This is a genomic window from Saccharothrix saharensis, from assembly GCF_006716745.1.
GTDB classification, from domain to species: Bacteria; Actinomycetota; Actinomycetes; order Mycobacteriales; family Pseudonocardiaceae; genus Actinosynnema; species Actinosynnema saharense.
Window position 1 is genome coordinate 6121653 of record NZ_VFPP01000001.1, and the last position, 19367, is coordinate 6141019.

Here is a 19367-nt window from a genome sequence, read left to right on the forward strand (position 1 = left end):
CCGCGCTCAGCAGGCCGTCACCGCCGCGGAGTGGACCTTCCCGGAGATGTTGTAGATGGTGACCTTGCCCCAGCCACCGCTCCTGGTCACGTTGTAGGTGTAGCCGGACTGGACCCGCTGGCTGCGCTTCCCGCCGACGGCGACGTCGCTCTCCTGCACCACGAGCGTGCCCGCCTTCGACCCGCCGGCATGGATGATCGAGTACAGCCACGGCTTGCCGCAGTTGTTGGTCCAGGTGATGTAGCCGTAGCTCTCGGCCGACGCCGGACCCGCGGTGACGGCGAGGCCGCCGAGGGCGAGCAGCAGCGAGGCGAGGGCGGTGATGGCGCGTTGGCGCACGGGTGTCTCCTTGTGGCGCGGGTTGATCACCGGAAGTCGACACCCGTGCCAGGCGCTGTGCCGTGGGTCGTTCGCACCACACCAGCCGGTCGCCGTCACGGGTGGTGGTCGGTGAAGACGCCTTGGCGGTGGTACTGGCACGTGCAGTTGGGCGAGGAGTTCCACCCGTCGTTGTAGCGGACGGTGAAGAAGCGGCCCGCGAGGAACCCCTGGATCACCTCGTCGTTCCACCCTCCGGGCGGGACGGCGGTGTTGACCAGCCGGATGCCGGTGATGCCCGCCGCGTTGCTGCGGTACATGCGGTGCTTGGCCCACAGGTCGGACGGGGAGCCCTTGGGCGTGCAGTTCAGGATGGCGCTCCCCGCGAAGCGGAACCTGCCGCCGTAGTCGGTCGACCGGTACTCCCGGGGTGCCATGCCCTGGTAGCTCTCCGACCACGTGGGGGTGGCGAAGTGGTCCTTCCAGCAGGCGGCCCGGACCGCCGCGGCGCCCTCGGGGACGGCCAGGTCGGTCGCGGTGACCGGATCGTCGACCACCCGCCGCTCGGCCAGGCCGGGCGGGGCGGTGTCGGCGGTGTCCAGCAGTGCCGCGGGCACGGGCAGGTCCACCGGGGTGATCTTCAGGTAGGCGTCGAGCAGGCTCGTCACGCCCCGCGGCACCACGGGCGCGTTGACGCCGTCCTCACCCCACTGGCGCAGGACGAAGTCGCCGGTCTCCGCGCCGCGGGCGAACTCGACGTCGGTGCCGCCGACGAAGGTCAGCCCCGCCAGCGGGACGAGGCGGTCGGCCGGTTCGTCCGTCGCCGCGGCGGTGGCCGGGGCGATCGGGAGCGCGGTGAGCGCGCAGGTGAGCAAGGCGAGCAGGACGGTGCGTCGCATGGTCCCCCCCCATGAGTCGGATGGCAGCGGTGGCGGTGGTGCCACCCGGCAGGAGGGATCGCGGCGGGCCGGTCGGGATACGCGCCGTCCCGCGATTCACCCGTCGGAGCAACCCGCCCGCGGTGCCGCCGACGGGCGTCCGCGCACCGGGGAAACCCGGTCTGAACTGCGTCATATTGCCTTGACCTCGACCCCGGTGGAGGTTGAACCATTGACCCGTGACGACGACGACCGGTACGCCCGCCAAGAGCAGCCTCTGGACACCTGAACGGCGGGGCCCGACGGTCGGGATCATCCTGCTCGTCACGTTGCTCGCGTTCGAGAACATGGGCGTCAGCACGGCGATGCCGCGCATGGTCGCCGACCTCGACGGCAACGACCTGTACGCGTGGCCGTTCCTGGCGTTCCTGGCCGCGAGCGTGGTCGCCACGGTGCTGTCCGGCCGGCTCAGCGACCTGCGCGGGCCGCGGCCGTCGTTGTTGGTCGGGCCCGCGCTGTTCCTGGTCGGGCTGATCGTCGCCGGGGTGGCGCAGGACATGTCCCTGCTGCTCCTGGGCCGCGTGCTGCAGGGCATCGGCGGCGGCGCGCAGGTCGTCGCGGTGTACGTGCTGATCGGCCTGGTCTACCCCGAGCGGGACCGGCCCGCGGTGTTCGGGCTGCTCGCCTCGGCGTGGGTGGTGCCGTCGTTGGTCGGCCCGGCGCTGGCCGGGTGGCTGACCGAGGCGCTGAGCTGGCGCTGGGTGTTCCTCGGGCTCGCCCCGTTCGTGCTGCTCGGCGTGCTGCTGCTGGTGCCCGTGCTGCGGAACCTGCCGCCGCACACGCCCGACCGGAACACCCGGCGCGGGTTGCCGATGGCCGCGCTCGGCGCCGGGTTCGGCGTCGCGGCGCTGAGCTGGGCCGCGCAGCACCCGCGCGGGGTGAACCTGCTGATCGGGGTGGCCGGGTTGGTCGCGCTGGTGCCCTCGCTGCGCGTGCTGCTGCCCCGGGGCACGCTCACCGCGCGTCCCGGCCTGCCGACCACGATCCTGGCCCGCGCGCTGCTGGCGGGCTCGTTCTTCGCCGCCGAGGCGTTCATCCCGCTGACGCTGACCTCCGTGCACGGCTACTCGGCCATCGCCGCGGGCATCCCGCTCACGCTGAGCGCGTTGGGCTGGTCCGCCGCCGCGTGGTGGCAGTCCCGCAAGCCGGACATCCCGCGCGCGAAGCTGGTGCGCTGGGGGTTCGTGCTCAACGCCGCGGGTATCTCCGGGGTGACGCTCATCGCACCGTCGTGGGGTCCGGCGTGGGCCACACCGGTCCTCTGGGCGGTCGCCGGAGCCGGGATGGGGATGGCCATGTCGAGCTTGAGCGTGCTCACCCTCGGCGCGTCGTCCGAGGTCGACCGGGGGTTCAACTCCTCCGCCCTGCAGATCTCGGACATGCTCGGCTCGGCGCTGCTGGTCGGCCTGGGTGGTGTGCTCGTCACCACGTTCGCCTCGGCCGCCGCCCCGACGGCCGCCGTCGTGCCGTTCGACCTGCTGATGGCGGGGGTCGCGGTGCTCGGTGCGGTGCTCGCCGGACGGCTGGGCCGGGCTACCCTGGAAAGCTGATGGCCTACTTCGACCACGCCGCCACGACCCCCATGCTCCCCGAGGCGATCGAGGCGATGACTCGGGCGTTGTCCACCACGGGCAACGCCTCGTCGTTGCACACCTCGGGCCGGCGGGCCCGGCGGCTGGTCGAGGAGGCGCGGGAGGACATCGCGGACGCCCTCGGCGCGCGACCCTCCGAGGTGATCTTCACCAGCGGCGGCACGGAGAGCGACAACCTCGCGGTCAAGGGCGTGTACTGGTCCCGCCGCACGTCCCGCCGCCGGCGCGTGGTGGCCTCGTCGGTGGAGCACCACGCCGTGCTGGACGCGGTGCAGTGGCTGGTCGAGCACGAGGGCGCCGAGGTCACCTGGCTCCCGCCCGACGGGCTCGGCCGGATCCGGCCCGAGGTGCTGCGCGACGCGTTGGACGACGACGTCGCCCTGGTCACCGCGATGTGGGCGAACAACGAGGTCGGCACGATCAACCCGGTGCGCGAGCTGGCCGCGCTGGCGGCCGAGCGGGCGGTGCCGTTCCACACCGACGCGGTGCAGGCCGTCGGCTCGGTGCCGGTCGACTTCGCCGAGTCCGGCGCGTCGGCGCTGACCCTCACCGGGCACAAGATCGGCGGGCCGTACGGCGTTGGCGTGCTGCTGCTGGGCCGTGACGTGGCCACGACGCCCGTGCTGCACGGCGGCGGCCAGGAGCGGGAAGTGCGGTCCGGCACGCTGGACGTGCCGTCGATCGCCGCCCTCGCGGTGGCGGTGCGGCACGCGGTGGACCACCGCGCCGAGACGGCCGCCGCGGTGGCCGCGCTGCGCGACGAGCTGGTCGAGTCCGTGCGGCGGGTCGTGCCGGACGTGGCGGTGAACGGCGACCCGGCGCACCGGCTGCCCGGCAACGCGCACCTGACGTTCCCCGGTTGCGAGGGCGACAGCCTGCTGATGCTGCTGGACGCCAAGGGCATCGAGTGCTCCACCGGCTCGGCCTGCACGGCGGGCGTGGCGCAGCCCAGCCACGTGCTGCTGGCCATGGGCGTGGACCCGGTGTCGGCGCGCGGCTCGCTGCGGTTCTCCCTGGGCCACACCTCCACGGCGGCCGACGTGCGGGAACTGGCCGAGGTGATCGGCCCGGTGGTCGAACGCGCCCGCACGGCGGGCATCGCGGGGTTGAAGCGGCTTGCGGGCCAGGCGACGGCGGAGGTGTGACGGGCATGCGGGTGCTGGCGGCGATGAGCGGCGGGGTGGATTCCGCCGTGGCTGCGGCGCGGGCGGTGGCGGCGGGCCACGAGGTGACCGGCGTGCACCTGGCGCTGTCGGCCAAGCCCGGCACGTTGCGCACCGGCGCGCGTGGCTGCTGCACGATCGAGGACGCCCGGGACGCGCGGCGCGCGGCGGACGTGCTCGGCATCCCGTTCTACGTCTGGGACTTCGCGGAGCGGTTCACCGAGGAGGTCGTGGACGAGTTCGTGGCCGAGTACGCGGCCGGCCGCACGCCCAACCCGTGCCTGCGGTGCAACGAGAAGATCAAGTTCGAGGCGTTGCTGGACAAGGCGATCGGGCTCGGCTTCGACGCGGTGTGCACCGGCCACTACGCCCGACTGGCCACTGTGGACGGTGTGCCGCAGCTCCGCCGCTCGGCCGACGACGGCAAGGACCAGTCCTACGTGCTGGCGTCGTTGACGCACGAGCAGCTGGCCCACGCGATGTTCCCGCTGGGCGACTCGACCAAGGCGCAGGTCCGGGCCGAGGCCGCCGAGCGCGGGCTCCAGGTCGCCGCGAAGCCCGACAGCCACGACATCTGCTTCATCCCCGACGGCGACACCCGCGGCTTCCTGACCCGCAAGCTGGGCGAGCAGCCCGGCGTGCTGGTGGACGACGAGACCGGCGCGGTGCTCGGGCGGCACGTGGGCGTGCACGAGTTCACCGTCGGCCAGCGCAAGGGCCTGGGCATCGACGCGCCCGCGCCCGACGGCCGACCCCGGTACGTGCTGTCGCTGGAGCCGGTGAGCGGCACGGTCCGGGTCGGCGCGGCGGAGAAGCTGAAGGTCACCGAGATCGTCGCCCGGCGGCCCGTGACGCGGGTGGCGTTCGACGGCCCGGTGGAGTGCGTGGCGCAGGTGCGCGCGCACGGCGGGTTGGCGCCTGCGGTGGCCGAAGTCGTCGACGGCGAGCTGTTGGTGCGCCTCCGCGAGCCGTTGAGCGGCGTCGCCCCTGGTCAGGCGGTCGCGGTCTACCGGGAGGACGCGGCGGCGGGCGACCTGGTGCTCGCCAGCGCGACGATCAGCACGACTCGTTGAGGTCCGGCTTGGTGTTTTGTCGGTGTCGCCTGCGACACTGCGTGCGTGCCGTATGACAACGCACGACGCCGGAGGTCGCTGGTGGACATCGGGACCCGGGTGAGGGTGCTTTCGAGCAAGCTCGACCACCCGTCCGCGCAACGTCTCGACGCGGAGCAGTTCGAACGGCTGCGCGCGGAGGTCCGCACGCTGCGCTGGGTGGTCCGGGAGCGGCTGCACCGGCCCGAGTGGGCCGAGCTGATCTCGCAGGTGGAGACCATGGTGGAACGGGTGGAGCGGCTCGACCCGGCGCTCGCCCTGGAGGTCGAGGTGCCGTCGCAGGCGGGCGCGTCGCAAGGCCGCGTGTCGCCGGACCGGGGCGGCGCGGATCGGGGCGGACCGGGGCTCGGCCGAGCGGGTGATCGAGTGCCGCTGAACGGTCGGACCAGCGCGTTGTAAGCAGCGGGTGGGGCGCGCCGGTCCGGGAGCGCTCGTCCCGGACCGGGTCGTCGCGCAACGGGGCACGGGCCGGCCGATCGGGGGGGTCGGCCTCGACCCGGACGGGCCCCTACGGCGTCCAGTCGGTGTTCGCGCCGCACAGGACGACGCAGGCCGGCTCGCCCGGGACCCGACCGGCGAGCCACGCGGCGAACGGGACGGCCGCGGCCGGTTCCACGGCCAGCCGGAACTCCTCCCACAGCCGGTCCCGGGCGGCCAGGATCTCGGCCTCGGACACGAGCACGGACGTCACCGGGTGCGTGCTGAGGATGCCGAACGGCACGTCGCCCACGCGCGTGGCGCCCAACGCCGACGCGGCGACCGAGTCCACCTCGGCGTCGACCGGCTCGCCCGCCGCCAGCGCGTGGTGCAGGGCGCAGCACCGCTCCGGCTCCACCGCGACCGTGAGCCGACCGGAGGCCAGCGCCGTGCCCGCGGCCAGCCCGCCGCCGCCGACCGCGACGGCGATGGCGTCCACGTCCGGCGCGTCCTCGACGATCTCGCTCGCGACCGTGCCCTGACCTGCGACGACGGGCAGATCATCGTAGGCCTCGACGTAGCAGCCGGGCGTCTCGCGGGCGGCCAGCACCGCCTCGGCGTACGTGTCGCCGTGCCGGATGAGCTTCGCGCCCGCCGCCTCGATCCGGCGCACCTTGCCCTCGGGCGCGCTCACCGGCACGAACACGGTGGCGTGCAGCCCGAGCAGGTGGGCGGCCTTCGCCACGCCGAGGCCGTGGTTGCCGCCCGACGCGGTGACCACGCGGTCCGGTGACCCGGCGGCGATGAGGGTGTTCAGCGCGCCGCGCAGCTTGAACGAGCCGGTGAGCTGGAGGTGCTCCAGCTTGAACGCGATCGGCCTGCCGTCGACCTCCGTGCGCCACAACGGGGTGCGGCGGGCGTGCGGGCGGATGCGGTCAGCGGCGGCGGCGACGTCGGGGGTCATGCACCCAGCATGCGCTCACCCGGCGAACCACCTGTAGGCCCACATGACGAGCGTCACCGCGCCGACCACGAAGCACAGCAGGACGACGACCAGGCCCACCAGGACCAGCGCGTTGGCGCGCCACGACGAGTCGCGGTCGTCGGCCACCGACAGCTCGGCTCGCAGCTGGTCGTTGGCCGCCTCCCGCAACGCCACCAGCCGTTCCCGCGCGGTGCGGGTCGGCGCACCCGCCTCACCGCTGACCCAGTTCATCGCCTCCAGCCGCGCCAGCGGCGTGCGGTAGGCGCGCTCGAACGCCGCCACCTCCGCCTCGTCGCGCGACCCGGACAGGTAGGTCCACCGCCCGGCCTGCGCCGCGTCGCCGAGCACCCGGTACACCTCGGCGAGGCGCTCGCGCAGGTCGAGCCGGTCGGGGTAGCTGGCGACCAGCCTTACCAGGCGCTGCCGGGCCCGCAGGACACTGGCCAGGTCACCGCGTTCGACCTCTTCGGCGGCCTTGCGGAGCGTCAGCTCGAGCGGCATGGATCACATCGTCCCAGTACGGGCAACCGTAGGATTTCCGGGTGATCGCGGTATCGGTGGTGACGTTCGGCCTGGCCTGGTGGCTGGGGTTGTACCTGCTCGTGCGCGACCCCCGCAAGCGCTTGCTCCAGCGCGCGTCGGTCGGGTTGGTCGCGTACGCCCTGGTGATCGTCCTGCCGCTGCCGGCGATGGCGATGGCGGTGCCCGCGGTGGCGTGGACCGGGGTGGTGGTGTGCTGGCTGCCCGTGCGCTACGACCGGTGGTGGCGCTACAGCGCGCTGCCGTTGCTGGTGGCGGCCTACTTCGCGCCCGTGGTGGTGCTGGTCCCGTTGGCGGCGGCGCTGGTGCTCTGCCTGCGCGTGCGGCGGGCGTTGCTGGGGGCCGCGACGGTCCTGTTCGGGCTGAGCTGCGCGTTGCTGCTGGTCGACGTGCTGCCCGAGCCGCTGGTGATCGCGTCGGCCGGGTTCGACCTGCTCGTGTTCGGCCTGGTCGTGGCGGTGGCGGACGCGTTCGACGAGGGTGAGGCGATCCGCGCGGACATGGTGCGCTCGCTGCTCACGTCGGCCGGGCTGGCGGCGGTGTTCGGCGGGCAGGTGGCGTTGTTCCTGGACGACCGGCTGGTGCCGCTGCTGTACGGCACGGTCGCCGCCGCCATCGCGGTGCAGGTGCTGGCCAACCCGCTGGCGCTGCTGGTGGACCGGGTCGCGGTGCCCGAGGTGGCGGCGGAACGGGCTGAGCTGCGTGACGCGGTCGAGGCGCTGCCCCGCCGCGCCCCGCTCGACCAGGCCGAGTTCGTGAAGCTGACCCGGCGGGCGTTGAGCCATTACGGCGACCTGGGGAAGTTGGTCGCGAGCCCGTTGACGGAATTGCCGGTGATCGACGCCCGGCTCGCCGCGCGGGGCGCGTCCGACCAACCGCTGGAACGCGCGGCCGAGCTGAAGTCGTTGTTGCTGGAGAGCATTTCCCGGCTCAAACCGCGGGACGGCGATTTCGGCACCAGCGACGAATGGCGGCACTACAACGCGCTGTACTTCTACTACGTGGTGGGCATCCGGCCGTACAGCAGGCGGACCAAGCGCGAGGACCTCGACCCGGACGCGCGGCGGGCGCTGGCGTGGTTCGTCAACCAGGTGCCGGAGCGGACCCTGCACAACTGGCAGAACGCGGGGGCGAAGCTGGTGGCCGAGGACTTGTCCGCGCAGGTCGCGGCGTCGTGACTGGCAGGCGTTGGCAGTGTTCGGCGTTCCGCCGGCAGTGCCGGCCGCCCTAGCTTCCGAGCCATGACGACAACTCAGGTTCGCAATGACGGTCTGCTCCGCTTCGCCCTCAAGCTCGACGGTGTAGCCTCGGGCGGGCTGGGCCTGCTGGCCCTGCTCCTCGACCTCCCGACCGGATTGCCGCGCGGTCTCGTGGTCGGGCTCGGCGCATTCCTCGTCGCCTACGGCGTGGGCGTTTTCCTCTTGGGTCTGCGGCCCATCCGACCGCTGGTCGCGGTCGTGGTGATCGGCAATTCGGTGTGGGTGCTGGACAGCTTCCTCACCGCGTTCGCCGGGTGGTTCCCGGTGACCGGCCTGGGTGTTCTCCTGATCGTCGCCCAGGCGGTCGCGGTGCTGGGGTTCATCACCCTCCAGGTGCTGGGTCTGCGCCGTTCGGCCTGAGGGTCCGGCTCCGGCCGCGGAACTCGGCCACCACCTCCTCGCCCCGGCGCACGGTGATGTCGTAGATCCCGCTGCGCCCGAACCGCGCCCGCTCCACCGCCTCGGCCACCAGCTCGTCCCCCTCGTGCACGGGGGCGATGAAGTCGATCTCCGCCTGCGCCGCCACGGTCACCGAGCCGTGGCGGTTGCACGCGCAGGCGAAGGCGGTGTCGGCGAGCAGGAACACGTACCCGCCGTGCCCGATGCCGTGGCCGTTGACCATCCGGTCGGTGACGGTCATGACCAGCTTGGCCGTGCCGTCGCCGAGCTCGAGCGCCCGGATGCCGAGCGCGGTCGACGCGGCGTCGTTGGCGAGCATCTCCGCGGGTCCGTTCATGCCTGCACCTTAAGGTTCGCGGGTGCTGGACATCATCCGTGCGGTCGGGCTGTTCGCGGTGACGAACGTGGACGACATCGTGCTGCTGGCGTTGTTCTTCGCGCGGGGCGTACCCCCGTGGCGGGTCGTGCTGGGCCAGTACCTGGGCTTCGCCGGCATCCTGGCGGTCGCCGTCGCCGCCGCCCTCGGCGCGACCCTGCTGCCGCCGTCGGTGCTCCCGTGGCTCGGCCTCCTCCCGCTGGCGCTGGGCGTGAAGGCGGCGTGGCAGGCGTGGCGCGGGGGTGACGACCCGTCGCCGGTGGCCACGGGCGCGCTCGGCGTGGCCGCCGTGACGTTCGCCAACGGCGGCGACAACATCGGCGTCTACGTCCCGGTCTTCGCCACCACCGGCATCACCGGGTACGTGATCGTCTTCCTCGTCCTGGTGGCGGTGTGGTGCGGAGCGGGCCGCTACTTCGCGACCCGCCCCGCCATCGCCCACGCCCTGACCCGCTGGGGCCACGTGGTGCTCCCGGTCGTGCTGATCCTGATCGGCGTCCTGATCCTGCTGGGTGTCTAGACACCCAGCCGCACGGGGAAGCGCTCTGCACTCCGCACAGCTAGGCCGTGAAGCCCTTGAAGATGTTCGTGTTCTCCCACCTGTCCTGACCGGACCTGCGGCGAAGCGCTCTAGTTCGCCTCTGACCTGGCCGGACGTGTCCGGTTGCGTTCTGTCGCGTTTCGACCTTCCTCAACGTCCCACGGCCCACAGACGGCCTGATAGTTGATCAGCGACCAACGGGCGTCACCCCGACTGAGCCTCACCATGGCCAGCCGAGGTGACGCCCGTTTGCGCTTCCGTGGTCCTGGCCCTCGTCGCCGGTCGACTTTCTCGATGGCAAGACGGCGAAGCCGTCGCGGCAGCCGATCGCCGTGCCCAGCTCGACCAAGCCCCGTGACCGCGCGATCGTCCCGACCGGTGCCGCTGGGAGCTCATCGTCCTGGCGTCCGTCATGGCGCGCCGCCACTCGACCACGTGCACCGACTCCGCGCACGGCCGACGGGCGGAGCGAAGCGGGAGCCCGGCGTGCCGGGATGCGGGGAGTCGGTGCCAACGTGCGTCGACCCGTACCGCGCGCCGCCGCAAGCGGCGCGCCTTGATCCCATAGAGCTAGATTCGGCAGTGCGCCGTAACCCTGCAGACGCCCTCGTCCACGTGATCTTCACCCGATTGGCCTAGGTGGGACTGTAACGTTTTCCCACTGCAAGGCGAATATCATGCATAGCAATAAGCCTTATCAGCATTATTGGATGGAATGGTGAGTCGTGGCAATTAAAATTGCGTTGTTCAATAACAAGGGTGGCGTAAGTAAAACCACGACTTGCTTCAATCTTGGATGGATGCTTGCCGAGCAAGGCAAGCGCGTGATTATGGTTGATGCAGATCCTCAGTGCAACCTTACTGGCATGGTTCTGGATCTGAGCGGTGAAGATGCTTTGGAAGATTTCTACCGGGAAAACCCGGGACGGAACTTGAAGGAGGCATTGGAGCCTGCATTCAAATCAAGGCCGGTGCCGCTTCGGGCAGTCGACTGTGTGGAAGTTCCGAATCGTGACGGTCTATTCCTGATCCCTGGACATGTTGCTCTGGCTGAGGATGAAACCTCTCTCGGCATTGCCCAGCAGTTGTCTGAATCTCTTCAAGGTCTTCGTAATCTTCCTGGAAGTTTTGCGCACCTCTTTCGAATCACTGCAGAGAAATACGATGCGGACGTGATTCTACTCGATCTAAGCCCTGGGTTGGGTGCGATCAATCAAAACCTAGTCGCCACCGCTGACTACTTCCTAGTTCCCTGTAGCCCTGACGTGTTCTCTGTGATGGCCGTGGATTCGCTGTCACGTGTCGTGCCTCGCTGGACCGAGTGGGCAAATAGGGCTGCGAAGCTTGAGGTTCTTACCGAAGCGGATTACCCGTTCCCGGCTCCGGACTTGAAGTTTCTTGGAGTGCTCGTACAACGCTTTCGTTTGAAGAGCGGGAAACCCACTCGAGCTTTTCAGGATTATTTCAATAAGCTGAACGCAGCGGTTGTTCAAACACTTGCCCCCGCGCTCAGTAGGGCCGGGATTATGCTTGACGCCGCTACCTATACGGATGCGGGTATGGACAGTCACTATGTGCTCGCGGAGATTTCGGACTTTAACACGCTTATCGCACACTCGCAGCGAACGCGGAAGCCTGTTTTCACCCTCACGCAAGAAGACGTGGGAAGGCAAGGACGTTTGTGGGGGAACACTCAAGCAAGCATCGCCAACTTCCGCCGCACCTTTGAAGAGTTGGCAACCAAGATTAGTAAACTGACGCATGATGGGAAATAAGGGTGAGTGGCCACCGTCTCCAGCAATTCGAGACAAATATCGGTAGAGCACGAGAGTTGGTGGGCTTAGGCCAGTCTTTAGTTGGAATAACCGTAGGCGGTGTGGATGCTACGGATATGTTCCGAGCTGGCCTTGTGCAATCAGTAGCGGCGATTGATGCTTATGTCCATGGCGTAGTGCTCGATTATGCGGTGGACATTTTGTCCGGGCGACGTCAAGCGGGTAGCGCTACACAGATTGGTTTGCATTTCGGCGCGGTGAGCGACATGATTGGTGCACCGACTCCGACCGATCTCGAGTTGCGCGCACGTGTGCACGTTGCTGAGCGGCTCGGTAAAGAAACCTTTCAGAAGCCTGATGACATCGGCAAAGCGTTTGCGATGGTAGGCGTTCGGAAAGTCTGGACTCTAGCTTTCGGTCAGAACGCTGAGTCCATGAAATCTGCGCTTAGTGTGGCGGTCGGTCGGAGGAACCAGATTGTTCACAGTTGCGACGCAGACCCAGTGAACCCTGGGCAAGTCAGGCCGTTATCTGACGTTGATGCACTGAGTGTTGCTACATCGATCGAGCAGATAGTGAGAGGTCTGCATGTGATCATTTAGTCCTGTGTGGAAGCTAAACTTGCAGCCCTAAAGGAGATTGAGGAGATCGTTAAGAATCCTTGGTGACGAGGCGACTGTATCGAGCGACTCAGGTGTATGACTACTTCCTTTGGTGTCGGTGACGCATGCACCTGCTTCTCTGGCGATAAGCACGCCGCCAGCTATATCGTGTACTTTGTTTGACATGATTACCGCTGCGTCAATCCGGCCTTCTGCAACCCACGCGAGGTCGTGAGCGGCCGACCCAAACATCCGTATACGTTCCACGCGGTTAGCTAGTGCCGCTGTTTTCGAGATGCGGTATAGGTTTTTTTGTTCTGCATGCTCTCCAGTAGCGTAATCGCCAATTGACACTATCGATTTAGAGAGATCGTCGGTCGTGCTGCATTGGATGCGACTTTCGTTCGCGTACGCCCCGTGTTCTTTGGCGGCCCAATAGTGCATTCCCATGTAAGGCAATTCGATTGCTGCGACAAGCGCCTCGCCGTTATGCATGAGGGCGATCTGTACGGCACATAGAGGGATGCCGTGCACGAAATTTGCGGTCCCGTCGATAGGGTCCAGCGTCCACATGAATCTACCGGAACGCTGTTCGCCGACTTCTCCCTCCTCTTCACCAGCGAATCGGATTTCTGGTGTAATTTCGGATAGGTAGTTACGTATGCTACGTTCGATCTTAAGGTCTACGTCGGTAAAGCTGTCTCGGTCACTCTTTTGCGTTACAGATTCTGGGCGCGTGTTTTTGATCGTGTTAGATCCTATTCTGATAGCTTCTCGTGCAATTTCGGCCAATTGGTCTAATGATCGCTTCATGAGCCCTCCTCGGCGCGCTCCCACATTGAGTCGAACACTTGAGAGAAGGTGGCAAACAATCCCGGTACTGCGTCGTCCTTCTCGATCACGAGGGTAGGGGATTCAACTCCTCGGGCGTCGGGCAAGTAGGGCTGGACCACGCACTTGGTCTGGTCGGTGATGAGGATGTTGTAGCGGAGTGGTTCGTCGTAGACGCGGATGTGGAGCTGGCCGCGTGCGTGGGGCGAGACTTTGGCTCCGACTCGGCGTAGGGCTTCGATGTTGAGGCGGGTGAGCATGGAGAGGTGGCCTTCGGGTAGGCCCTCTTCGTGTTCGCGGGCGGTGATGTTGTGGCCGTTGGGGTCGAGGAAGAGGGCCTTGATGGTGGTGCCGGTTTCGATGGAGTCGAGTAGGGCTTTGTCGGAGTACTGCTGGCACAGGACGTTGAGGGACAGGCCTGCGATGTCGATGGTCTTCGCGCCTTCGAAGAGGTCGCGTGGGGTGACGTTGTGCAGGAACTCGGTGCGGCTGGGGTAGACGGCGGTGACGTCGGCCAGGCGGGCCTGTTGGGGCATCTGGACCGGGCGCGGTACGGGGTGGGTGGTGGCCGCGGTTCGTTGGGGTGGGGTGATGAGGCTGTCCGTGTCGCCCTCGTGTGGGGTGAGGAGTTGTTCGGCGGTCCAGCCGGGGAACATCTTTTCGAGGATGCGGCAGTGGTCGGCGTAGGGCAGGCCGAGTAGGTCGCCGGAGAGCCAGCGGTAGAACTGGGCCTTACTGGGGTAGCGGCCGATCAGGTCGGTGTCGAGTTGCTTGGCGACGCGGTCGTACTCCTTGCAGAAGGTGCGGTAGCCCTGCATGTGGCGTTGCCTGAGCAGGACTCTCAAGAGAGTGGACTCTGTGGCCATGTGGTCTCCCCCCACGTGATGCCGGTAGGCCGAGGCTAGCACTCAGACGAGACCAAGACGAGACTCGTTGAGATCGACACGCGGCCTGGGCGCGGCAGGTGAGACCGCTGCGGACCTGGGACGGGACCATTGGCCAACGAATCTGAATGGGCAAGCCGCGACACAGCGGCACCAGTCAGAGGAGTGAAGCCGATGGCGATCAGCAAGGGGTACCGGTTCCCCGTCGCGTTCGATGACGCGTTCCCTCAGGGCCTGGTGATGGTCGGGGAGGTCATGCCGGACACGGAGTACCAGACCCGTGACGAGAGGGCGGCCGGTCGGCCGGTGCGTCAGCGGGTGGACGAGGCGACCGGTAAACGGCAGTGGAAGGTCACGGTCACCGACCCGCACGAGCCCAACGCCAAGCGCAAGAGCTTCGAGATCACGTTGCTGGCGGACGTTCAGCCGGTGCCGACCACGGGTGAGGTGTTGCCGGGGATGCGGCCGGTGGAGTTGGAGGGGCTGACGGCTGAGCCGCGCGTGGCGGGCAACGGGGAGTTCAAGTACCAGTCGTTCCTGTTCCGGGCGACCGGGTTCCGGGCGGTGGGTAAGGCGGCTGGCTCGGCTCCGGCCGGTGGCAAGGCGAGCGGTGGCAGCGCTGAGGCCAAGGCGGCATGAGCCGTGTCGGATCTTCAGCAACTGACCGTGCAGTGGCAGGCGGCGTACCGGGCCTACACGGAGGCGCATGAGGCGAACCGGTACGTCGCTGCCGATGATCCGGCGGCTGCGGCTCGGATCGCGCCGACCTATCGGCGGGTGGCGTGGTTGTGGCGGCAGCTCGCGGCGTTGGAGAGCACGCCGTGGTGGGCCAAGGCGGCGGCGCTGCACGCGGCCGAGACGTTCGACCACCAGGCCGACGTCAACGAGCGGGTTGCCGGCGGCGATCGGCAGGCCGGTGGTCATCGCCTGCACGTGCCGGTCGAGGGGGTGAGCGGTCGTGGCGAAGACCAAGCCTGACCCGTGGGCGTCGGCGTACACGGTGACGTCACTCAAGGACGCCCACGAGGCGTTGACGCATCTCATGCCCAGTCCCGACGCACCGCCGGACGTGTGGCGGGAGTTCTACCTGCGGTCGGCCGATGTGTACGCGCGGGTCGCGGAAGTTGATCGAGGTCACCACCACGAGGCGCTGTATTGGGCCAAGCGCGAGCGTGCCAAGGCTGAGGGGGTTGAGTCGGATGAGCGTTGATCAGGCTGTGGAGCGGACTCGTCGTCGGTCCAGTGGTGACGGTGCGGGTCTGGCACATGTGGTGCGGGGAGGGTTGCCGTTGGCCGAGTTGTCCGGGGCTGGGTACACGCCGTTCATGTTCGAGGCGGTGATGCGCCAGCTCGTCGGCTACCCGCACGAGGACTGGTCGTTGCGGTCCTTGGCGCGGTCCGCGGATGTGCCGTACTCGGTGGTGCGCCACATCTGCAACGACCTGGTGGAGCTGGGCCACGTGACCGTCGACCAGGAGACGTTGCAGGGAGCGCTGTCCGTGAAGCGGCATCGGCTATCGGCCGAAGGGCTCGCCTACTGGGGCGGGCCGGTCGTGGCGCACGATTGGTTGCGAGATGCGGACATGTGGCGTCATCCCCGTCTGGCCCCGGTGATGGGATCGCGCCTGTCGGACGAGGACCGGGCGCGTGGTGAGCTGGCGGGCTACTCGTTCCCGGTGCTGTACCGGGTGGCGGATGCGCTGGTGCTCGTCCCATCGCGGGCGTGGACGGTTGAGGACCTGGTGACGGCGGCTGGTGCGGATGAGGCCATGGTGCGGCTGGCCTGCCTGGACTTGGTTGCGGCTGGTCAGGCCACGGCGCAGGAGTGGCGGGAGAACGGCGGGGAGGGCCGTCAGGAGACGCGGTTTCGGATCACCCTCGGCGGCCTCGCGGCCTGGTTGCGCTGGATGCCTGACCCGCTCGACTACTAGATAGCCGGTGGTGTGGGCGGGCATCGGATGCGGCGGTGTCCGCCCACACGGTCGGGTGACAACTGAAGACGATCACTGACCTGTCGGTCGTGGTCGTCGGTGAACGGACCTCAAGTCTTGGCGGGCCTGGAGCAGTTCACCGACGACGCATCGACCGGTCTTCTCGCGCGCTTTTGTTGACACACAAGGGGTTCCGGTCATGTCAAGGCTATCGGTACGTGGGGTGTCCGCGTCAAGTCGGCGCGGTGCCCCGTCTGTGTGGAAGCTGTCCAACGGTCGCCCCTGCGGGGCGTGCAAGCGGTTCGGAGTCTATGCGCCCAACCAGCTCGTCTGCTGCTCGTGCCTGGGGTGGCTGCCGCTGATCTTCGCCCCGGTGGGGCGTGCGTGATGGGCGGCAAGTGGGTGGACCCGGCTCCGTTCGAGGGTGTCCGGCCTCGGGTGCCGTGGTGGGCGTTGGTGCCCGGTAAGGCGAAGTGGCTGGCCTTGCTGGTGGTCGCCGTGTGGCTGGTCGTGGTTGGCGTCGTGCGCCTGGTGCTCATTGTGGTTCGGTACCCGGTGGTCACGCTGGTGCCAGTGTCGGCGGCCTGGTGCTGGTGGCGGTTCGGGCTCTCGCCGCTCGTGCTGGCCCTGTTGTCGCTGGTCGCGGCGTTGCTCATCTGGGCTGGCCTGGATCATGCGTCGTTCCTGCGGCACGGCTGGTACCGGCTGGTCACCGAGTGGAGCCGGTTGACGGTGTACGTGCCGAAGTGGCGCTCGGCGATGCGGCTGTCGGACCTCGCCAAGCGGGACCGTGGCCGTGAGTACCGGCCGAAGCTGCGCCGGGTCCGCTCTGAGGGCTGGCGGGATCGCGTCCGTGTGCGGATGGTGCCTGCCCAGTCGCCGGAGGCATGGGAGCTGCGGCGGGACGGCCTGGCGCACTCGTTCGGCGCTCGCTCGTGTCGAGTGCGGGTGCTGCGGCCTCGGGTGATCGAGCTGGACTTCGTCCACCGTGACCCGCTGCTGCGTCCCCTGGCCGTCCCAGCGCTGACTGATGCCGAGGTGGATCTCAAGCGGGTGGTCGTCGGCCGGACGGAAACCGGCAAGCCGTGGCGGCTGCGGCTGCTCGGGGCTCAGGTGCTCGTGGTCGGCGTGCCCGGTGCGGGCAAGGGCTCGGTGTTGTGGTCGCTGGTGTGGCAGCTCGCCCCGGCCGTCCGTGCGGGCCTGGTGCGGCTGGTCGGGATCGATCCGAAGGGCGGGATGGAACTCGGGCAGTGCCCCGATGCCTTCGATCGTGTCGTGTACGACAACGGGTCGGAAGCCGTTGCGCTGCTTGAGGAAATCGCCGCTGAGGTCAAGGAGCGGGCGACGCGGTACCGGGGTGTGCGGCGGCTGTGGGCGCGGTCGACCGGTGAGCCGTTCACGGTCCTGGTGGTGGACGAGCTGGCGGACCTGATCGCCTACCAGCCGGACAAGCAGCTCCGGGAACGAGCGGTGCGGGCTATCCAGACGATTACCTCCCAGGGGCGTGCGCCTGGCTACGCGGTCGTGGGCCTGGTGCAAGACCCGCGCAAGGAAGTCGTCTCCTTCCGACACCTGTTCAGCACCCGTGTTGCCCTGCGCCTGGACGAGCCACAGCAGGTCGACATGGTGCTTGGTGACGGTGTCAGGCAGCGCGGCGCGGCGGCTCACGAGATCAGCGAGAACACGCCCGGTGTCGCATGGGTCAAAGAGGACGGGCAGCGGGAGCCGGAACGGGCTCGGGCCTTCCACGTCACTGACGCCGACCTGGTCGAACTAAGCGTGTTCCTGGCTGACGCGGAGGTGCACGACTTCCCGACCAGGCCCAATGGCAACGAGGGGAGGACGGCGGCATGAGCGGTGAGACTCGCGCTGAGCGGATGCGTCAACCCATCGCACTGGACGTCGCCAAGGCTGCGGCCGAGAAGTACGGCGTGTGCGTGCGGCCGTTCACGATGGAGGTCGAGGACCGGGCGACCTACGAAGTGCGCTACGTCGCGGTGCCCTGTGGGTCGACGGTCGAGAGCGTCTGTGCGCCGTGTGCCCGGAAGGCCAAGGCGCTCCGGATGGTCCAGTGCCGTGAGGGCTGGCACATGGCTGAGGAGCCCGACTTCACCCCCGAGCCACCCTCCGAGGACCAGAAGGGCTTGTTGACGTTCCGGGCCGACCTGGTCAAGGCGTACCGGGAGGCGGTCAACGCCGGGACGGCCGGTGACGCGGACGAGCTGCGGGAGGAGATCCACAGCGTCGACGCGGAACTTCGGCAACTCGGCGTCCGGGGCCGCTTCCCCTCCCCTGACGCACCGGGCAGGCGGCCGGTGAAGCGGTCGACCAAGCGCCGGCAGGACGCACCGAACCTGCCTCGGCGGCGCGTGGAGAAGCACACGGTGGGCCGGGAGTACGCGGGAGGGTTCCGACCCTCGATGTTCGTCACGCTCACCCTCGACACCTACGGACGGGTGCGCGACGACGGAACACCGGTCGACCCGGACACCTACGACTACCGGCGGGCGGCTCGGGACGCGGTGCACTTCGCGTCGCTGGTGGACCGGTGGTGGCAGAACCTGCGGCGGGTCGTCGGCTGGGATGTGCAGTATTTCGCCACTGTCGAACCACAGCGTCGAGCGGCGCCACACCTCCATGCGGCAATCCGCGGTTCAATCCCGCACGAGACCATCCGCTTGGTCACGGCGGCTACATATCACCAGGTGTGGTGGCCCAACCATGACGAACGGGTCTACGGCGGTGACCATCTGCCGGTCTGGGACGCGCGGGCGGAAGCGTTCGTCGAGCCGGACACCCGGCAGCCGCTGACGGCCTGGGCGGACGCGCTCGAGGCCGTGGACGAACCGGCTCACGTGGTGACCTTCGGCCGCCAGGTGCACTCCAAGGGCATCCTGGGCGGCTCGGAAGAGGCCGGACGCCACATCGGCTACCTGACCAAGTACCTCACCAAGTCCATTGGTGAAGTGGTCGAGCAGACCACCGAACGGCAACGACGGCACGCGGACCGCTTGGCGGACGAGCTGGCCGTGACGCCGTGCTCGGACCGCTGCCCGGTCTGGCTCCTCTACGGCGTCCAACCGCGCGGCGTCGGCTCCCGGACCACTCCGGGCCACTGCAAGGGGCGGGCACATCGGCGGACCACGCTCGGCCTGCCTGGTCGGCGGGTGCTGGTATCGCGGAAGTGGTCGGGCAAGACGCTGGCCGACCACCGGGCCGACCGGAAGCGGTTCGTCCTGGATGCGCTCAAGGCCGTCGGGATCGAGAAGCCGGAACCCGACACCTTCCAGCTCGTCTGGCACAAGGTCCGGCCCGGCGACCCGAACGTGCCACCACGGGCACACCAGCTCATGCACGCCATCGCGGAGCGGACCCGGTGGAAGGCCGAGTACGACCGCGCGATGTTGGCCGCTTCGGGCTCGCCACCCGGCGCAGATGTTTCGGCAACTGGGTCCATAGCCGCCTGACCAGGGGGAATTGGGGGAGTCATGTCCGATCGACCGCGTCACATCGTCATCGAAGTGCTCTGGAAGCCGACCGACCTCGCGGACTTCCTGGGCCTTCCGGAGACCACGTTGCGCCAGTGGCGGCACAAGGGCTACGGCCCTCGGTTCGTGCGCCTCGGCAAGCACGTCCGCTACCGCCCGGAGGACGTCCGGGACTGGCTGGACGAGCAGGAAACCGACCCGGCTGCGGCCTAGGAG

General features: G+C 68.6%; 23 protein-coding genes. 16 read left to right on the plus strand and 7 right to left on the minus strand.

What is annotated here, in order from left to right; translation table 11 throughout:
• Positions 1-6 precede the first annotated feature (6 nt).
• Positions 7-339, minus strand: coding sequence for a hypothetical protein (locus FHX81_RS27650; RefSeq protein ID WP_141980966.1), 333 nt, complete (start codon positions 337-339; stop codon positions 7-9).
• Between the two features lie 95 nt (positions 340-434).
• A complete protein-coding gene (locus FHX81_RS27655; RefSeq protein WP_141980967.1) occupies positions 435-1217 on the minus strand; it encodes a hypothetical protein in 783 nt (260 codons plus the stop codon).
• A 218-nt stretch (positions 1218-1435) separates the two neighbouring features.
• Between FHX81_RS27655 and FHX81_RS27660 the strand changes: the two genes are divergently transcribed.
• From FHX81_RS27660 to FHX81_RS27675, 4 genes are all read left to right on the plus strand, one after another.
• Positions 1436-2806, plus strand: a complete 1371-nt coding sequence (locus FHX81_RS27660; RefSeq protein ID WP_141980968.1) for an MFS transporter — start codon at positions 1436-1438, stop codon at positions 2804-2806.
• Positions 2806-3993, plus strand: a complete 1188-nt coding sequence (locus FHX81_RS27665) for a cysteine desulfurase family protein (RefSeq protein ID WP_141980969.1) — start codon at positions 2806-2808, stop codon at positions 3991-3993. The genes FHX81_RS27660 and FHX81_RS27665 overlap by 1 nt, the downstream gene beginning before the upstream one ends.
• Positions 3994-3998: 5 nt before the next feature.
• Positions 3999-5084, plus strand: a complete 1086-nt coding sequence (mnmA, locus tag FHX81_RS27670) for a tRNA 2-thiouridine(34) synthase MnmA (protein ID WP_141980970.1) — start codon at positions 3999-4001, stop codon at positions 5082-5084.
• Between the two features lie 99 nt (positions 5085-5183).
• On the plus strand, positions 5184-5522 hold the full coding sequence (locus FHX81_RS27675) for a hypothetical protein (protein ID WP_141980971.1): 339 nt from the start codon (positions 5184-5186) through the stop codon (positions 5520-5522).
• 109 nt (positions 5523-5631) lie between these two features.
• On the opposite strand, the gene FHX81_RS27680 is transcribed toward FHX81_RS27675, so the two are convergent.
• Positions 5632-6504, minus strand: a complete 873-nt coding sequence (locus FHX81_RS27680; RefSeq protein ID WP_141980972.1) for a serine/threonine dehydratase — start codon at positions 6502-6504, stop codon at positions 5632-5634.
• A 15-nt stretch (positions 6505-6519) separates the two neighbouring features.
• Positions 6520-7026 (minus strand): DUF6584 family protein, encoded by a 507-nt coding sequence (locus tag FHX81_RS27685; RefSeq protein ID WP_141980973.1) that lies wholly within the window; start codon positions 7024-7026, stop codon positions 6520-6522.
• A 41-nt stretch (positions 7027-7067) separates the two neighbouring features.
• Here FHX81_RS27685 and FHX81_RS27690 point away from each other — a divergent pair, with 41 nt between their 5' ends.
• Together FHX81_RS27690 and FHX81_RS27695 are read left to right on the plus strand one after the other, a co-directional pair.
• Positions 7068-8243, plus strand: a complete 1176-nt coding sequence (locus FHX81_RS27690) for a hypothetical protein (RefSeq protein WP_141980974.1) — start codon at positions 7068-7070, stop codon at positions 8241-8243.
• A gap of 63 nt (positions 8244-8306) precedes the next feature.
• Complete coding sequence (locus tag FHX81_RS27695; RefSeq protein ID WP_141980975.1) at positions 8307-8684, plus strand: hypothetical protein; 378 nt, start codon at positions 8307-8309, stop codon at positions 8682-8684.
• On the opposite strand, the gene paaI is transcribed toward FHX81_RS27695, so the two are convergent.
• Positions 8647-9060 (minus strand): hydroxyphenylacetyl-CoA thioesterase PaaI, encoded by a 414-nt coding sequence (paaI, locus tag FHX81_RS27700; RefSeq protein ID WP_141980976.1) that lies wholly within the window; start codon positions 9058-9060, stop codon positions 8647-8649. The genes FHX81_RS27695 and paaI overlap by 38 nt on opposite strands.
• 22 nt (positions 9061-9082) lie before the next feature.
• Between paaI and FHX81_RS27705 the strand changes: the two genes are divergently transcribed.
• The 3 genes from FHX81_RS27705 to FHX81_RS27715 all read left to right on the plus strand — a co-directional run bounded on the left by FHX81_RS27705 (position 9083) and on the right by FHX81_RS27715 (position 12017).
• The gene (locus FHX81_RS27705) at positions 9083-9619 is read left to right on the plus strand and encodes a cadmium resistance transporter (RefSeq protein ID WP_141980977.1); all 537 of its coding nucleotides are present in this window, start codon (positions 9083-9085) and stop codon (positions 9617-9619) included.
• 746 nt (positions 9620-10365) lie between these two features.
• Complete coding sequence (locus FHX81_RS27710; RefSeq protein WP_141980978.1) at positions 10366-11415, plus strand: ParA family protein; 1050 nt, start codon at positions 10366-10368, stop codon at positions 11413-11415.
• A 101-nt stretch (positions 11416-11516) separates the two neighbouring features.
• Positions 11517-12017, plus strand: coding sequence for a hypothetical protein (locus FHX81_RS27715; RefSeq protein ID WP_141980979.1), 501 nt, complete (start codon positions 11517-11519; stop codon positions 12015-12017).
• A 27-nt stretch (positions 12018-12044) separates the two neighbouring features.
• Here FHX81_RS27715 and FHX81_RS27720 read toward each other — a convergent pair whose 3' ends face one another.
• Together FHX81_RS27720 and FHX81_RS27725 are read right to left on the minus strand one after the other, a co-directional pair.
• Positions 12045-12830: an inositol monophosphatase family protein gene (locus FHX81_RS27720; protein WP_141980980.1), complete on the minus strand. Its 786-nt coding sequence runs from the start codon at positions 12828-12830 to the stop codon at positions 12045-12047.
• Positions 12827-13714 (minus strand): DUF5919 domain-containing protein, encoded by an 888-nt coding sequence (locus FHX81_RS27725; protein WP_141980981.1) that lies wholly within the window; start codon positions 13712-13714, stop codon positions 12827-12829. The genes FHX81_RS27720 and FHX81_RS27725 overlap by 4 nt, the downstream gene beginning before the upstream one ends.
• A gap of 192 nt (positions 13715-13906) precedes the next feature.
• Here FHX81_RS27725 and FHX81_RS27730 point away from each other — a divergent pair, with 192 nt between their 5' ends.
• The 7 genes from FHX81_RS27730 (at position 13907) to FHX81_RS27760 (ending at position 19364) form a co-directional block, all read left to right on the plus strand.
• A complete protein-coding gene (locus FHX81_RS27730) occupies positions 13907-14371 on the plus strand; it encodes a hypothetical protein (protein ID WP_141980982.1) in 465 nt (154 codons plus the stop codon).
• Between the two features lie 3 nt (positions 14372-14374).
• On the plus strand, positions 14375-14710 hold the full coding sequence (locus FHX81_RS27735) for a hypothetical protein (RefSeq protein WP_141980983.1): 336 nt from the start codon (positions 14375-14377) through the stop codon (positions 14708-14710).
• Entirely contained in the window at positions 14691-14942 is a 252-nt protein-coding gene (locus tag FHX81_RS27740; protein WP_141980984.1) for an AMED_5909 family protein, read from the plus strand. The genes FHX81_RS27735 and FHX81_RS27740 overlap by 20 nt, the downstream gene beginning before the upstream one ends.
• Before the next feature lie 115 nt (positions 14943-15057).
• Positions 15058-15663: a hypothetical protein gene (locus FHX81_RS27745; RefSeq protein WP_141980985.1), complete on the plus strand. Its 606-nt coding sequence runs from the start codon at positions 15058-15060 to the stop codon at positions 15661-15663.
• Positions 15664-16050: 387 nt separating this feature from the next.
• Entirely contained in the window at positions 16051-17517 is a 1467-nt protein-coding gene (locus FHX81_RS27750) for an FtsK/SpoIIIE domain-containing protein (protein WP_141984165.1), read from the plus strand.
• A complete protein-coding gene (locus tag FHX81_RS27755) occupies positions 17514-19130 on the plus strand; it encodes a replication initiator (protein WP_141980986.1) in 1617 nt (538 codons plus the stop codon). Before FHX81_RS27750 ends, FHX81_RS27755 begins: the two co-directional genes overlap by 4 nt.
• 21 nt (positions 19131-19151) lie before the next feature.
• Positions 19152-19364: a helix-turn-helix transcriptional regulator gene (locus FHX81_RS27760; RefSeq protein ID WP_141980987.1), complete on the plus strand. Its 213-nt coding sequence runs from the start codon at positions 19152-19154 to the stop codon at positions 19362-19364.
• Positions 19365-19367: the final 3 nt, after the last annotated feature.

What these genes read in the sequence shown, in the direction of transcription:
- FHX81_RS27655 (WP_141980967.1), bottom strand. Translation starts at nt 1,217, where the DNA reads ATGCGACGCACCGTCCTGCTCGCCTTGCTCACCTGCGCGCTCACCGCG.
- FHX81_RS27665 (WP_141980969.1), top strand. Translation starts at nt 2,806, where the DNA reads ATGGCCTACTTCGACCACGCCGCCACGACCCCCATGCTCCCCGAGGCG.
- mnmA (WP_141980970.1), top strand. Translation starts at nt 3,999, where the DNA reads ATGCGGGTGCTGGCGGCGATGAGCGGCGGGGTGGATTCCGCCGTGGCT.
- FHX81_RS27680 (WP_141980972.1), bottom strand. Translation starts at nt 6,504, where the DNA reads ATGACCCCCGACGTCGCCGCCGCCGCTGACCGCATCCGCCCGCACGCC.
- FHX81_RS27685 (WP_141980973.1), bottom strand. Translation starts at nt 7,026, where the DNA reads ATGCCGCTCGAGCTGACGCTCCGCAAGGCCGCCGAAGAGGTCGAACGC.
- FHX81_RS27695 (WP_141980975.1), top strand. Translation starts at nt 8,307, where the DNA reads ATGACGACAACTCAGGTTCGCAATGACGGTCTGCTCCGCTTCGCCCTC.
- paaI (WP_141980976.1), bottom strand. Translation starts at nt 9,060, where the DNA reads ATGAACGGACCCGCGGAGATGCTCGCCAACGACGCCGCGTCGACCGCG.
- FHX81_RS27720 (WP_141980980.1), bottom strand. Translation starts at nt 12,830, where the DNA reads ATGAAGCGATCATTAGACCAATTGGCCGAAATTGCACGAGAAGCTATC.
- FHX81_RS27725 (WP_141980981.1), bottom strand. Translation starts at nt 13,714, where the DNA reads ATGGCCACAGAGTCCACTCTCTTGAGAGTCCTGCTCAGGCAACGCCAC.
- FHX81_RS27730 (WP_141980982.1), top strand. Translation starts at nt 13,907, where the DNA reads ATGGCGATCAGCAAGGGGTACCGGTTCCCCGTCGCGTTCGATGACGCG.
- FHX81_RS27745 (WP_141980985.1), top strand. Translation starts at nt 15,058, where the DNA reads ATGTTCGAGGCGGTGATGCGCCAGCTCGTCGGCTACCCGCACGAGGAC.
- FHX81_RS27750 (WP_141984165.1), top strand. Translation starts at nt 16,051, where the DNA reads ATGGGCGGCAAGTGGGTGGACCCGGCTCCGTTCGAGGGTGTCCGGCCT.
- FHX81_RS27755 (WP_141980986.1), top strand. Translation starts at nt 17,514, where the DNA reads ATGAGCGGTGAGACTCGCGCTGAGCGGATGCGTCAACCCATCGCACTG.
- FHX81_RS27760 (WP_141980987.1), top strand. Translation starts at nt 19,152, where the DNA reads ATGTCCGATCGACCGCGTCACATCGTCATCGAAGTGCTCTGGAAGCCG.